Source organism: Bartonella sp. AC329YNZD (assembly GCF_042196685.1).
Classification (GTDB): Bacteria; Pseudomonadota; Alphaproteobacteria; order Rhizobiales; family Rhizobiaceae; genus Bartonella.
Genome location: NZ_JBHIQS010000010.1, coordinates 56,263 through 69,247, shown reverse-complemented (window position 1 = coordinate 69,247; position 12,985 = coordinate 56,263). Strand labels below are relative to the sequence as shown.

The window sequence follows — 12,985 nt, the reverse complement described above, 5'->3', positions numbered from 1 at the left end:
GATGAGGGTGCGTGTTGAGGCGCCTGCGTGGCGGCTGGGGTTGATGAGGGTGCGTGTTGAGGCGCCTGCGTGGCGGCTGGGGTTGATGAGGGTGCGTGTTGAGGCGCCTGCGTGGCGGCTGGGGTTGATGAGGGTGCGTGTTGAGGCGCCTGCGTGGCGGCTGGGGTTGATGAGGGTGCGTGTTGAGGCGCCTGCGTGGCGGCTGGGGTTGATGAGGGTGCGTGTTGAGGCGCCTGCGTGGCGGCTGGGGTTGATGAGGGTGCGTGTTGAGGCGCCTGCGTGGCGGCTGGGGTTGATGAGGGTGCGTGTTGAGGCGCCTGCGTGGCGGCTGGGGTTGATGAGGGTGCGTGTTGAGGCGCCTGCGTGGCGGCGGGGTTGGTTGAGGGTGCGTGTTGAGGCGCCTGCGTGGCGGCGGGGTTGGTTGAGGGTGCGTGTTGAGGTGCCTGCGTGGCGGCTGGGGTTGAAGGGCAAAGGGCTTGCCAGCCAAACAAAATCGGTTCACAGTGTGCTGCTGTAGGTTTTGTTTTTGCTCCTGCTTGCGCAAGCCGTTCTTTAACTAAAGCAAGGGTGCCATCGGGTTTATAAAAGGGAAAAATGATTTTTTCGCCATCTTCTCCTATGCGGTAACGCTTTATAATCTCTAAAGGAATGTGGCGTTCTTTGTGGAGATAGGTTTTTACAAGATTTTGCGGGGGGCGCCCTGTAGGGACCGGTGGACGGCGATAGGAACGATGGGGTGCCATAAAGGGTTTGGGGTGTGTCAGATTGAGAGCCGCGCGTGCTTCTTCTAAAGCTTGAGAGAGACTAATGCCTTTGACTTCACACCAAAGGTCTAAAAGATCTCCTCCAATGCCTTCTGCAAAATCATACCAAAGCCCTGCTTTGCTGCCGCTTAGGCAAATCGATAAACTTTGACCTGCCTCACCACGTGTGTTGCCTACAATCCAATTGTTGCCTCGTTTGTGCCCTTGGGGAAGAAGCATTTCTGCTATTCTATCTGCTTGTGAGATAAGTTTTTGTTTGATTTCAAAAATTGTGCTCATGGTCATTCGTCTGGTGAATATATTGTTGTTTTTTTCAGATGTGAGAGGTGAGAATTCTGTTTTACTGTTCTCGTTGTTCGATCACATGGTGAAAGGTTTTGTGCTATGCTGTCCTTTTTTGTGCGGGACTTGCTCTATCCTGAAAGTTTTTGAAATGGCTGTGTTGGTATCTGTTTGCCAAGGGTTTAGGAAGGTGGTGCCCTTTGAGAGGGGCGCGTTGGAAGCAGGTAGGGTGGATGATGCAAGAAGGTGGGGGGGATGTCTGAGAGTGTGGTGCATTTTGGAGTCCTGTTTTGGGATATCTTGTTGGGGCATGTGTTGGGATGCCTGTGTGGGAGGGAGAGTGCCAAGGAGTTTGCTTTTCATTGAAGGTTTTTGAAGCTGCTCTGTTGATGTCTGCTTGCCAAGAGCATGGGAAGTGGCACCTTGAGAAAAGGAGGAAAGCGGAAAGGAGGAAGGGGGTGAAAGAAGGGTGGAGTGGATGTCTGTGAGAGTGTGGTGCATTTTGGAGTCCTGTTTTGGGATACCTTGTTGGGGCATGTGTTGGGATGCCTGTGTGGGGCTTTTGCATGGGGAAAACGCTTTTGTGATGAGAGCAAAATGGTCGATGTTGACGCGTTTTACGGTGTGAAGAGCTTATCCAAGTGTTGTTTTGCCGCCCTTTGTTTTGTGTTATTTTGTCCGATGCTATTGTGGTTTTGAAACGTTTTTATCCCTGTGCGTGCTTGAAAAATACGTTGTTTTGTGATGTCAAAAATTGTCGCTATAGTTGATCAAACTGCGGTAAAGCGTGTCGTTGTTCTCAGAGGTAAAAGATGAGGAGCTTCCCTGTTTTTGCTGTTCTTGCCGTTCGATCTCACGGCGAAACCAGTTGCGCCATGTGGCTTGCCAGTCTACTTTGAGAGCTTCTTTGCCGCTCTTGGCTTTCCAATAGTCGCGAAATTTTTTGGCTTGCCAAAGAGCTTGGCTTTCACTCAAGCCTTCTGAAACTGCCGCCTTGATGTCTGCTTGCCAATGCTCAGGAAGACGGTACCCTTTGGCAACTGAGGCTGTGGTTTTTTTGTTGGAAGAAGGAGGAATGAAGGAAGGAAGATTGCTGAGGGGAAGAGTGGTGGCGGATTTTGTCTTTTCCCCCGTGACAATTTGCGCGATAGGGGCGGGAGTGAACTCCGCTTGGGGAGCGTTTAAAGGGGAGGCGTTTTTTTGCTCCGCTTCTTCTTGTGGAGGAGAAGGGAGAGGTGAATCAAGAGCCGATAAGGGTGATGGATGATCGCTTTGTTCAAAACTCTCTTCGCAGGAAAAACAAGGTTCTGTCTCATCAAACAAAATTTTCTTTTCTAAAACACCGTAAGGTGTTTCCTTTTCTTCTGCCTTTTGAGCTTTTGAGCTTTGTGCAACATCTTTTGTACTTTCGTTAAGCAGTTGTTGCATCTCTACATTGATTTTCTTGCGTTTTTTTGCCGAAGAACGACCCGCAAAGGATTTTTGTTCAAGCAATTTTTCACGCTCTTGAAAAACATTTTCGCAACGCTTATTCCATAATCCATTGGCTAAATTTAAAATCTTACCCTCTTGGATGAGCATCTCTAAAACATTAACAAAAGTTCGCTTGTCACAACCACAAAGACGCGCTAAACGTTCTTTCGATATTTCTAAAGGTCGGCCACGGGCATACATTTCATTGAGAAGAATCGTATAGATTCCAATTTCGTGTGCGCGCATCCCACGTACACCTCCTAGAAAGTCATTTTGATACCAACAAACATATGGAAGCCTAGACGATTCATAATGAGGAGTTTCTTGTTGATTAGCGTGTTTCATACTGCAATCTACTTTCTTCTTTTTTATACATTTTTATTGATGATAAAAGCTCAAATAAGGATTTAACTTGTGTTGCTTTTGGCTCTGTTCGATGATGACGAGAAGCTTCTTTACGATGCTTATAAATGATTGGCTGTGCTTGAAGCGCATGCAAACTTACGATTTAAGATTGCGGTGATGGAAAAAATAAAGAATACCACACATTCTCAACGTACTTTCTTTTGGGCAGAAGCTTTGGAGGTGGTCTTTTATATCCGGTAGGGTGGTTAAAGTGTTTTTATGAGCTAAAAATAGAAAATTCCCCCTAAAAAGTAAAATTTGTTTCCTTAATTTTATCCTTTTTAGAGGATAATGCAAGCCCGTTTTATAAAAAGGACGTGTTTTTTTAAAAAGACGCGCTATATGGTGAAATTATGAATATCGATGGTTGGCGTCAAAGATTAAAGACCGCTTTGGAAAAAAGTGGGCGGTCAAAAAGATCTATCTCTCTCTCTGCCGGTAAAGGCGCGGGGTACCTTCATTCTATTCTTTCTGAAGGAAAAGAACCAACAATCGAATCTCTCTCGCGAATTTGTCACGAAATTAATATCAGTATGAATTATATTCTTTACGGGAAAGGGGCTAGCCCTGAAGATAAAGAATTTATAGAGCTTATTTCGAAACTCTCTCCGCAAGAGAGACAGGCGATTTTGACTCTTTTGCGGCGGCCAATTGACGAAGCTTCAAAATAACTTCTTTCTGTGCTTTTGTGTCAAGGCGACTCCAGTATTTTATTAATATTATGTCACTCATTTTATCTCTCCTGTGTGTTTATAATTGCAATTTTGTAAGAACAAATAGAGAACAACAAAGGGGCATGAGAGGAACAAAGAATAATAGATTTTTCTTTACATATGTCATTTGAACCCCGTAGATATTTAAAATATATCTTTTATGAAGGATAAAATGATTGACATCTCTCCTATAGAGGATATAAGACTAACGCTATATTTAGTCTTGTCAAGACAAGGCTATGCTTTATCAACTATCTAAAGGGGGAAATCATGAAAAATATTTCATTCGTTAAAGAGGATGAAATCATTGTCGTTTTATGCGAAGAGGAAAATCCTTGTACTTATGAAGGACCAATCGACGAAATCGAAGAGGTGCTCGAACTGATTGAAGAATATGAAACTGTTTATAGAGTTTTACGACTCGATCTGACAACTTCTTATGCTGAAGATGTTACGGAACAAATCGCTGATTTTTATGTCGAAAATCATGAAATAAATGAAGAAAATACACAATTGCAGCCCTTCATTTTGAATAGTGAAGCGTATCATGCTTTTTTAAATGAAAGAGCGGCGTGCGATTATGAAGATAATCTCTATGGCTCTTATGAAAAACAGCATCGTTTACGCCCATGTGATGTCTTGACAGATTATTGGTGGTAAACATGACAAGTTATCTCAAGACTTCTTATCGAGGGATTCCACTTTATTATGCTGGAAATATGCGAAATTTAATCAGACTCGAACCACAAAAACACGACGCTCTTCTTTTTATCTCGCAAGAAGCGGCGCTGTCTATGGCAAAAAAATTGGCGGAAGAATATCTCCGCTATGATTTTTCCGTCGTGCAATAGCAGGGTTGAAAAAAGAAGCCGCAATGATGGGCCAAAGTGCTTTTTCATTGCGGTGACAATGGTGCGCGTTATGCTTTCGTCTAGGGAGGCCGCCGCTTGGGAGGGACTTAGCTGATATGGAAAAGGAGGGGATGAGAAACTTGTGGGGAGAACGAATGGGGGGGAGCTTGAAGCGTATGCAAGGCATATGCTGGAGGGGAGATATGAGGTGTGGAAAAGGGGGGCAGCCGTATAGCGTTGAGGAGATGTCAATCTTTAAAAAAAGCTTTGTGTAGGGGGAAAGAGTAGAGTGTTGAGGGAGGGGGGAAAGCAGAGAGCTTTGAGCGCAGGGAGTGCAAAGAGCTTGGACATGAATGTGAAAGCATGCTGGGAAATGGGGGAAGGTGTTTGAGGGGGAAGAAGAGGAAGGCGCTATGGGGGCGCGGTTCTGACCGTTTTTGTGTTGAGTCTTAGGGAGATAATGACGGGCAAGGTTTTTTTATCGGGGAGAAAATATCACGCGTTATGCTTTCGTCTAGGGAGGGCGCCGCTTGGGAGGGACTTAGCTGATATGGAAAAGGAGGGGATGAGAAACTTGTGGGGAGGAGGGATGTTGGGGGGGCGTTTCCAACAGCTTTTGTGATTTCAGCAGCACAATATTTAAGGATGCTGTCATTCTTAGTGGGGAATGCATCTTAAAAGATATGAATGTTTCAAAGAGAATATGTTGCAAAAAAAAGCACTTTAAAGATTAAGGAGAGAAATACCATGCCAATCATTATCGATTGTATTCAAGGAACAGAAGAATGGCAGCAAGCGCGTAATGGTTTGATTACGGCTTCGTTGTTTGAGATGGTTATGGCACGAACAAAACAAGGGCAAAAAACGTCACGCTATCAAAGTGTGATGATGAAATTGGCGGGAGAAAGAATTACAGGAAAAACCGTTGATGAAGGGACAACACTTTCTATGCGACGTGGGACTGAATTAGAACCAAGCGCGCGACAGCTTTATGGGAAACTGACACATACAGAACCTAAATGTATTGGCTTTGTTTTGGCTGATGATCGCGGACAAGGATTTTCTCCCGATGCTTTTGTGGGAAAAAATGGATTGTTGGAAATTAAAACAAAAAAACCTGAAATTTTAATTCCTCATTTCATGCAAAAGGGCTTTCCAGCAGAACATAAAGCACAATGTCAAGGAGGGTTATGGATTTCTCAACGCGAATGGGTGGATTTAATGCTCTATTGGCCAAATATGCCACCTTTGATTAAACGGGCTTATCGTGATGAAGCCTATATTTGCAAGCTTGAAAATGAAATTAGCCGTTTTAATGAGGCGTTGGAGAAGATGGTACAGCAAATTAAATCGGTTGAGACAGGTTTTCATATAAGAACAGAAATTGCTTTGAAGGAGGGAGAAAGCGGGGAGCTTGGAGCGCATGCAAGGCGTATGCTGGAGGGCAAAGCAAGAATGAGACGCAAGAGGGGAAGAAAGGGATCTTGTGTAGCGTTGAGGAGAGGCAAAGTTCTATAAAAAAGAAATTCAGAGGGAAAAGAGCAAAGCATATGTTGGAAGAGGGTGCCAAACAAGGGGGCGCAGGGAAGCAGGGAGCACAAAGAGCTTGGCTATGAATGTGAAAGCATATTGGGACAATGGGGGAAGATCTCATATGATATTGGAAATAACGGTGCTGTAAGAAAACAGGTTTGCTCCCTTATAAAAGGGGGCAGGGATGAGGGAACAGATTTCCGCCTCTTTTGTTTTTTTGAATTCATGACAAGTCATGGTTAATATTCTTTAGATTTTTCAAAAAATAATGTGATTGTTCAGAGTTCTGTGAGGATGAGCACTGCGCCAATGAAAAAGATCGTAATTTAAGCAAACATGCCGATGTTTTAAATTTGAAACGCCATAATAAGCTGATTGGAATAGACATTACCGAGATCATTATGAGTACTACCATGGTCAACTCTAGTATCTGAACTTTATAAAAATGATTTTTCATACTTGTTCTCGGAAATATGGCGTATAACTCCTTATAGCAGCACCAAAGTCTGAGAACTCTTCCTCTTTTGACATGCTATAGTCATTTTGCAAGTGATTATATGTTTTTACGTAATCATTTCCTTGTTGTTCACTCGTGGCGTGATGAGAAAATAAAAGAGTTCCTTATTATGATAGCGAAGAAAATAAAGCGTTTAAACATGAAATATCTATTTTTTGTTGTTTCTAAATCGTTTTTAGAACCAAGCCATTTTGAATGGATCCCCGTATGTTATTTTTATGGCAAAAATGTGAAGTAAATCACCCTTTAATGCAAAATGTGAGAAGGGGGGATCCTGTCTCTAAATGAGGGTGTGTACAGTCAAAAAAATCGCATATGCAGGGTTTTTATTCCTCGGTAGGGAGCTTTATGGGCAGCAAAAAATATAGAGTAAGCTCTGTAGCCTAAAAAATAGGATACCACTGAGGGGAAATAAGGAAAGGGAGAGGAATAGAGGGAGGGGTACCGGGCAAAATAATGCGTATTGTGAAGGAGGGAGCTGTGCGCTGCGTAGATTGTTGGTCGTGAAATTGGCAATGAGGAATCTTCTTTAAAAAAGTAAGCTAATTGTCTCGCGGCTTATTTGAAGCTTATTGGGTGCTTGTTTTATCGCTGTTTTTTGTTTTCCCTTTGCCAAGGGGTGGGGGAGGTTGACAACGCCATTGAATTGAGAAGACGTGTGAAATTGCTGTTTTTTAATGGATGACAAGGATGAGAGATGAAGATTATTTTAAAGCTTCTCTTTCGATTTTTCTAAGAAATGCTTGTGTTGCGTGCTGCTTGGGATGGGTAGAGGGGCTCACAAAATAAGATTATTTGTTTTGCGAGCCGCTTTAAAAGGTTATCAATTGGGTATGTTCAAGAAATTGATTTATAATAATACCATTATTCCTTTAAGTAAAAAACAAGAGCGTGAGAGGTTATCTCAGCCTCTGTTCTATTGATATCAATTAAAAGCATTTTTTATACGATACGGTATAAAGTAAATGTGTAGGCAAAAAATATTCAAAAAATAAAAATGCCTCTTTAATTATGAATCATTTCAAGAGCCAAGAGCTGTCGTAACATTGAGGCTTAGCAAAGTGGAGGATACGGCATATCTTCATGAAGGAAAGATAGTGCACGTAATGGGAGGGACCTATTCTTTGGGCGCACGCGCTCTGCCTCAGTTTTAAATTTGCTCCCAGAGGGCTCTTTTTTAAGGAAATAAAGCGCGCCATTGAAGATATTGAAGCCCATATTTTAAAGGATGGAGGCTTTGATGGAGGCAATTGATGCTTGGTGAAAAGAAAAGAGGGGCAAAAGAAGAAAAATAAAGAAAAAATAAAATGGTGCTGCGAGAGAGGATTGAACTCTCGACCTCTCCCTTACCAAGGGAGTGCTCTACCACTGAGCTACCGCAGCCGTTTTCAATCTTTGCGCTGTCTTGTGCCATATTGTTAGAAAATAGGCAAGAGAACATTTGTATATTCTTGCAAGAAAACGTATCTTATGTCATGACATATATTTCTTATATTCTTAAATATTTAAGATCATGAGTTGCTTGGATAGAAGCTCAACATTGTTCAAAAGGTTGCGCAATGACACAAATGTATCAAAAACAAAAGCACGATGAAATCAATCATCAAGATGAAAAAGAAAAACGTCGTCAAGAAAGATTGGCGCAACAATTGCGTCAGAACCTGAAACGTCGAAAAGAGCAAAGTCGAAAAAGAGCGCAATCAGATCTTTAAAAAGAAAAAAATGTTTTTTTAGTAAATTTTTGCAACCAAACGTCTCAATAATTTGTTTTCATATTTAGAATGCGTTCTAAAACGATTAATAAAGCATAACTTCCCGAAGGGGGACAATCCTTTGGAAGGGCAAGCACAAAGGAAAAGAGGGAAAACACGATGGATTCTATTCAAATTGTTGGGGGAGAAAAACTTAAAGGAACAATTCCTATATCAGGAGCAAAAAATGCTGCATTGCCTCTTATGATTGCAGCGCTGCTTACTGAAGAAACGCTCACTTTAGAAAATATTCCTCATCTTGCCGATGTCGAATTGCTTATTCGTATCCTTAATAATCATGGGGTTGGATATGCTGTTGATGGGCAAGAGTTTAACGATGATTGTGTCAATGCAAGGACAATCCATTTTACTGCGCAAAAAATAATCACAACGCGGGCACCATACGAACTGGTGAAAAAAATGCGTGCAAGCTTTTGGGTTATCGGACCACTGCTTGCACGATGCGCAGAGGCTTATGTATCCCTGCCTGGAGGATGTGCTATCGGGACAAGGCCCGTCGATTTTATCCTTGAGGGACTTAAAACTTTAGGCGCACAGATTGCTATCGAAAATGGATATGTTCATGCAAAAGCGCCAAGGGGGTTAAAAGGTGCTCACTATCGCTTCCCTAAAGTCACTGTTGGTGGAACCCATGTGCTGCTGATGGCGACGACAATGGCAAAGGGAACAACCGTTCTTGAAAATGCGGCTTGTGAACCAGAAGTGACAAACCTTATTCGAACCCTCAATGCTATGGGGGCTCAAATAACCGGTGAAGGAACAACAACACTTACAATTGAAGGGGTTAAAAAACTCAACGGTGCTAGAGTACGCGTTATTGCTGATCGAATCGAAGCGGGAACATATGCAATGGCTGTTGCTATGACGGGAGGAGATGTCTTTCTTAAAAATGCAAATCCTAATCATCTCACAAAAGTGCTTAAGGTGCTCCAAAAAACAGGACTCGAGATTCACATAGAACCTCAAGGAATTCATGTTAAGCGAAATCCAAAGAACACCAAAATTATGCCCGTTGATATTAAAACAGGACCTTATCCTGCTTTTCCAACCGATCTCCAAGCGCAATTCATGGCGCTCATGACACGGGCTGAAGGAATCGCGCATATTACAGAGACAGTTTTCGAAAATCGTTTTATGCATGTTCAAGAACTCAATCGCTTAGGAGCACAGATAAAGCTTGATGGGCAGACGGCAACCGTTTATGGAACAGAGAATTTGCAAGGGGCTCCCGTTATGGCGACGGATTTGCGCGCTTCTGTTTCTCTTGTAATTGCAGCATTGGCGGCAAAGGGAGAAACAATCGTCAATCGTGTTTATCATCTTGATCGTGGATTTGAGAGATTGGAAGAAAAATTAGCTCGTTGTGGTGCCAAAATTCAACGCATTACAGTTTAAATCTGTTAAAGAGAGTCGATATTTAGGGAAGTTTGGAGGAGATTGTTTAGAGGAAGTTGCTTTTGAGTGGCATATTTTACGGTTGCGCTTTGGGGGAGAATAATGCTTAGCTCGAGAGCTCTTTTCAATGGGGCGTTTTCTTTTGTGGAGAATTTGGGGCAGAGAATGACTTTCTAGAGCGCTCTTCAAGTTCCAAGGGCATGGCTTTTGTGGCTGTTTTTTCCTTTTCGGAATGGTTTTTCTTTGTGTAAAGTTTTGCTTCTCTAACTTTTGAGGAGACTTGAGATTATTGTCTAAGTTTCGTTCATGGCGCTTATGATACGGGCTGAAGGAACCGCGCGGATTACAGAGATGATTTTTGAAAATCGTTTTATGTATGTCCAGGGACTTAATCGTTTAGGGGCAGAGATAAAGCTTGATGGGCAGACAGCAACTGTCTATGGAACAGAGCATTTGTAAGGGACTCCCGTCATGGCGATTGATTTGCGCGCTTCTATTTCTCTTGTGATTGCAGCATTGGTGGCAAAGGGAGAAACAATCGTCAATCGTGTTTATCATCTTGATCGTGAATTTGAGAGGTTGGAAGAAAAATGAACCCGATATGGCGCCAAAATTCAACAATTAACGGGAAAAAGTTTTGCAAGAGGCGTGAAAAATCATTTTGCTAAAAAGATTTTCCAAAAGAAAATCGTGAAAAGCACCCCTTAAAGGGCGCTTTAGAAAAAGAAGACGACTATTAAAGGGAGCGTTATAAAAAAGGCTACCAAAAATCCGGAACTTCAGGCTTTAAATGAGGACCAATCCGTACTGCCGAGACCTTTTCTGCTAATCCTGTACGATCTGAAATCTCAACCGCTAAACCACAAAGGGTGGCTTCTCCACACGCCGGTTCAAAACGATCTCGCTTATTCTTGTAAAGAAAACGGTATAAGGGTTCTTCTTTTTCCATTCCAAGTGATGAGTTGTAATCTCCACACATGCCTGCATCCGATAAATAAGCGCTTCCACCTTCTAAAATCTGTGCATCAGCAGTGGGAATATGCGTATGGGTGCCAACGATAACACTTACACGACCATCAAGAAAATGTCCAAAACATTGCTTCTCGCTTGTCGTTTCTGCGTGAAAGTCAAAAATAATCGCATCGGCTTGCTCCATCAAGGAACAGGCTAAGAGAATATCTTCCGCTGTTTCAAATGGATCTTCTACTTTGCACGGCATAAAAACACTGCCCAACAGATTCGCAACAAGAACACGGGCATCATTTTTCGCTGTAAAAACACCAACTCCTCTTCCGGGAGTCTCTTGCGAGAAATTGGCAGGACGTAAAAAACGATCACTCTCATGCGCATACTGCAATGCTTCTGTGTGAGAAAAAGCATGATTACCCGTGGTGACAACATCAACTCCGGCCATCAAAAGATCTTGATACGTCTCTTGTGTGAGGCCAAAACCACCAGAGGCATTCTCACCATTCACCACAACAAAATCAAGATGCCATTTCTCAATGAGTTGAGGAAGATGCTCAAAAACAGCTTTACAGCCTGTATTGCCAACAATGTCACCTAAAAATAAAAAACGCATAGACGTTTTAATCACATTTTAACATTTTAAGAAACCTTTTTCTGTAAAAATTCTCTGCACCTGTAAATCATGTTCTGTTGGAGGAATGGAACAAACCTCCTGACACGAGAAACCCATGCCCCATAATGTCATTGAATGTCCTTGTTTTTTAAGAGATTCAACTGCACGATCATAATATCCTCCTCCATAGCCAAGACGGTGACAGTGACGATCAAACGCAGAAAGCGGAACAATAATAATATTGGGAAAAACAACAGCATTGTCTGCTCCTGGGCCAAAAGTACCAAAACGCATGGGCTTGAGAGTCGTGCTGGGTGAAAATGCACGAAAAATCATGGTGGTGGAATCAAGCACTGCCGGTAAGGCTAGACGTCCACCGCGTGACGCTATAACATCAAGTAAAGGTCGCGGGTCAATTTCCGATTTGATGGGCCAATAGCCTGCTAAAATGAGGCGTGAAAAATCGGTTCCTTTTTTTTCAAGAGACTCAATAACGTGACAACAAGCACGTTGTGAAAAGAGTTCGCGCTCTTGCGTTGAAAGAGCATCACGACGCGATAAACCGCTTTGGCGGTGCTGCGTGCGAAGAGATAAAGTTGTGTCGCAGGGGTTATTGGAGGTCATTTTCTTCGTCAATTTTTTTATCATCTGCTCGTATTTTATCCCTTGTTGGCATTTTGTAAATCGTAGTGAGAACAGAGCCGTACTGTAAAAAGAGTGCGTGCTTCTTTTGTTGAAAGGAGCATCTTGATGCGATAAATCGCTTTGGCGGTGCTTTGTTGCGAAGAGATAAAGTAGGAGGTAGATAAAGCTTACCGTTATCTCTTGAAAAGAGAGTATTGGTCTTCTGGAAAAGGACATCTTCAATTTTTTGGGGAAAAATTTTATTTGTGCAAAAAAGTTATGTAAAAAAGGTGATCCACAACAGCCGATGGAAAAAGCTGACCCCAAGAACCTAAACAAATAGGTGGGCGCCATATGAAAAAGCCCACGAGCTTTATCAGGGACAGCTCCCTTGGAGATCACTAAGGTCTCAGGAATACGTTATTTCCTGTCGAGAAGCGCAGAACACCCCTCTTAATATAAAACAATTTCAGAATTTCTGCTAGAGATAAAATAACTTACCTCTCTTGTTTTTCATAAAGTTTTTTCAAGAGGGTAATGTTGCTGGTGGTTTTGGGAAATGGCTGCATGATGTATGGCGTGCTTATTCAAGGTAAAAAAGAAAAAAACATCAGTGGGAGGAGTGAAGCACCATGGTTTAGTGAGAATGCTTGATTTGATGTTTCGGGAGAATGCTTGGGGGAGGTTTTTGAAGGGGGAATATTTTATGCAAGAAGGTTTGTTAAATCGATGTTGTGTCTTTGAAGCTTTCGCATTTGTGGGTCATATTTCAGTGCTGTTTTTAGTTTTAGGGTGGGGGGAGACGATACGGTATGGGCTGCTGATGGTTGAAGCTCATAAAAATACAGACTTTGACAGTTTATCAGAGGCGCTAAGCGATGTTTGGAGCTTTTTTCAAAAAATATTTTTTGAGGCTCGTATTTTACAAATTGTTTTATCCATGATGAAAGGTATGAAAAGAGGCGGCGTGAAGAATTTGTCTACTTCGAGAAAAAAATTCTGTAGGCGAAATATGGGGGAAAGTGTTTAGACGTTGTCTTAAATACAAAAAAGAACTAAATTCAAAAAAAGGCA

Annotated in this window: 12 protein-coding genes, 1 tRNA gene, 1 other RNA gene and 2 pseudogenes; 10 read left to right on the top strand and 6 right to left on the bottom strand. The window is 42.4% G+C overall.

All coding sequences use genetic code 11. From position 1 onward, the window contains the following. Positions 1-1,043, bottom strand: a pseudogene (locus tag ACFIMW_RS06150) (bifunctional DNA primase/helicase); the annotation flags it as partial. A gap of 293 nt (positions 1,044-1,336) precedes the next feature. Here ACFIMW_RS06150 and ACFIMW_RS06145 point away from each other — a divergent pair. Further along, positions 1,337-1,534 carry a hypothetical protein gene (locus tag ACFIMW_RS06145; protein WP_375697388.1) on the top strand — a complete coding sequence of 66 codons (198 nt, stop codon included), beginning with the start codon at positions 1,337-1,339 and terminating at the stop codon, positions 1,532-1,534. A gap of 259 nt (positions 1,535-1,793) precedes the next feature. Here ACFIMW_RS06145 and ACFIMW_RS06140 read toward each other — a convergent pair whose 3' ends face one another. Next, positions 1,794-2,864: a YdaU family protein gene (locus ACFIMW_RS06140; RefSeq protein ID WP_375608165.1), complete on the bottom strand. Its 1,071-nt coding sequence runs from the start codon at positions 2,862-2,864 to the stop codon at positions 1,794-1,796. 413 nt (positions 2,865-3,277) lie between these two features. Between ACFIMW_RS06140 and ACFIMW_RS06135 the strand changes: the two genes are divergently transcribed. The 5 genes from ACFIMW_RS06135 (at position 3,278) to ACFIMW_RS06115 (ending at position 6,006) form a co-directional block, all read left to right on the top strand. Further along, on the top strand, positions 3,278-3,595 hold the full coding sequence (locus ACFIMW_RS06135; protein WP_375607060.1) for an XRE family transcriptional regulator: 318 nt from the start codon (positions 3,278-3,280) through the stop codon (positions 3,593-3,595). 312 nt (positions 3,596-3,907) lie between these two features. Further along, positions 3,908-4,297 carry a hypothetical protein gene (locus ACFIMW_RS06130; protein ID WP_375607059.1) on the top strand — a complete coding sequence of 130 codons (390 nt, stop codon included), beginning with the start codon at positions 3,908-3,910 and terminating at the stop codon, positions 4,295-4,297. 2 nt (positions 4,298-4,299) lie between these two features. Beyond that, positions 4,300-4,488 carry a hypothetical protein gene (locus ACFIMW_RS06125; protein WP_375607058.1) on the top strand — a complete coding sequence of 63 codons (189 nt, stop codon included), beginning with the start codon at positions 4,300-4,302 and terminating at the stop codon, positions 4,486-4,488. A gap of 460 nt (positions 4,489-4,948) precedes the next feature. Beyond that, positions 4,949-5,110 (top strand): hypothetical protein, encoded by a 162-nt coding sequence (locus ACFIMW_RS06120; protein ID WP_375608166.1) that lies wholly within the window; start codon positions 4,949-4,951, stop codon positions 5,108-5,110. Between the two features lie 125 nt (positions 5,111-5,235). Then, positions 5,236-6,006: a lambda exonuclease family protein gene (locus ACFIMW_RS06115; protein ID WP_375608167.1), complete on the top strand. Its 771-nt coding sequence runs from the start codon at positions 5,236-5,238 to the stop codon at positions 6,004-6,006. 1,840 nt (positions 6,007-7,846) lie between these two features. On the opposite strand, the gene ACFIMW_RS06110 is transcribed toward ACFIMW_RS06115, so the two are convergent. Then, positions 7,847-7,921: transfer RNA gene (locus tag ACFIMW_RS06110), tRNA-Thr, on the bottom strand. 176 nt (positions 7,922-8,097) lie between these two features. On the opposite strand from ACFIMW_RS06110, the gene ACFIMW_RS06105 reads away from it, so the two are divergent. From ACFIMW_RS06105 to ACFIMW_RS06095, 3 genes and pseudogenes are all read left to right on the top strand, one after another. Further along, the gene (locus tag ACFIMW_RS06105; protein ID WP_375608168.1) at positions 8,098-8,250 is read left to right on the top strand and encodes a hypothetical protein; all 153 of its coding nucleotides are present in this window, start codon (positions 8,098-8,100) and stop codon (positions 8,248-8,250) included. 159 nt (positions 8,251-8,409) lie between these two features. Continuing rightward, positions 8,410-9,705: a UDP-N-acetylglucosamine 1-carboxyvinyltransferase gene (gene murA / locus ACFIMW_RS06100; RefSeq protein ID WP_375608169.1), complete on the top strand. Its 1,296-nt coding sequence runs from the start codon at positions 8,410-8,412 to the stop codon at positions 9,703-9,705. A 303-nt stretch (positions 9,706-10,008) separates the two neighbouring features. Then, positions 10,009-10,299: pseudogene (locus tag ACFIMW_RS06095) on the top strand (UDP-N-acetylglucosamine 1-carboxyvinyltransferase); the annotation flags it as partial. Positions 10,300-10,465: 166 nt separating this feature from the next. Here ACFIMW_RS06095 and ACFIMW_RS06090 read toward each other — a convergent pair. From ACFIMW_RS06090 to ssrS, 3 genes are all read right to left on the bottom strand, one after another. Continuing rightward, positions 10,466-11,287 (bottom strand): TIGR00282 family metallophosphoesterase, encoded by an 822-nt coding sequence (locus tag ACFIMW_RS06090; RefSeq protein ID WP_375608170.1) that lies wholly within the window; start codon positions 11,285-11,287, stop codon positions 10,466-10,468. Positions 11,288-11,305: 18 nt separating this feature from the next. After that, positions 11,306-11,911 carry a 5-formyltetrahydrofolate cyclo-ligase gene (locus ACFIMW_RS06085; protein WP_375608207.1) on the bottom strand — a complete coding sequence of 202 codons (606 nt, stop codon included), beginning with the start codon at positions 11,909-11,911 and terminating at the stop codon, positions 11,306-11,308. Positions 11,912-12,199: 288 nt separating this feature from the next. Next, positions 12,200-12,360, bottom strand: a non-coding RNA gene (ssrS, locus tag ACFIMW_RS06080) — 6S RNA. 374 nt (positions 12,361-12,734) lie between these two features. Between ssrS and ACFIMW_RS06075 the strand changes: the two genes are divergently transcribed. Beyond that, positions 12,735-12,941: a hypothetical protein gene (locus ACFIMW_RS06075; RefSeq protein WP_375608171.1), complete on the top strand. Its 207-nt coding sequence runs from the start codon at positions 12,735-12,737 to the stop codon at positions 12,939-12,941. Positions 12,942-12,985 lie beyond the last annotated feature (44 nt).

What these genes read in the sequence shown, in the direction of transcription:
- ACFIMW_RS06140 (WP_375608165.1), bottom strand. Translation starts at nt 2,864, where the DNA reads ATGAAACACGCTAATCAACAAGAAACTCCTCATTATGAATCGTCTAGG.
- ACFIMW_RS06135 (WP_375607060.1), top strand. Translation starts at nt 3,278, where the DNA reads ATGAATATCGATGGTTGGCGTCAAAGATTAAAGACCGCTTTGGAAAAA.
- ACFIMW_RS06130 (WP_375607059.1), top strand. Translation starts at nt 3,908, where the DNA reads ATGAAAAATATTTCATTCGTTAAAGAGGATGAAATCATTGTCGTTTTA.
- ACFIMW_RS06125 (WP_375607058.1), top strand. Translation starts at nt 4,300, where the DNA reads ATGACAAGTTATCTCAAGACTTCTTATCGAGGGATTCCACTTTATTAT.
- ACFIMW_RS06120 (WP_375608166.1), top strand. Translation starts at nt 4,949, where the DNA reads ATGACGGGCAAGGTTTTTTTATCGGGGAGAAAATATCACGCGTTATGC.
- ACFIMW_RS06115 (WP_375608167.1), top strand. Translation starts at nt 5,236, where the DNA reads ATGCCAATCATTATCGATTGTATTCAAGGAACAGAAGAATGGCAGCAA.
- ACFIMW_RS06105 (WP_375608168.1), top strand. Translation starts at nt 8,098, where the DNA reads ATGACACAAATGTATCAAAAACAAAAGCACGATGAAATCAATCATCAA.
- murA (WP_375608169.1), top strand. Translation starts at nt 8,410, where the DNA reads ATGGATTCTATTCAAATTGTTGGGGGAGAAAAACTTAAAGGAACAATT.
- ACFIMW_RS06090 (WP_375608170.1), bottom strand. Translation starts at nt 11,287, where the DNA reads ATGCGTTTTTTATTTTTAGGTGACATTGTTGGCAATACAGGCTGTAAA.
- ACFIMW_RS06085 (WP_375608207.1), bottom strand. Translation starts at nt 11,911, where the DNA reads ATGACCTCCAATAACCCCTGCGACACAACTTTATCTCTTCGCACGCAG.
- ACFIMW_RS06075 (WP_375608171.1), top strand. Translation starts at nt 12,735, where the DNA reads ATGGTTGAAGCTCATAAAAATACAGACTTTGACAGTTTATCAGAGGCG.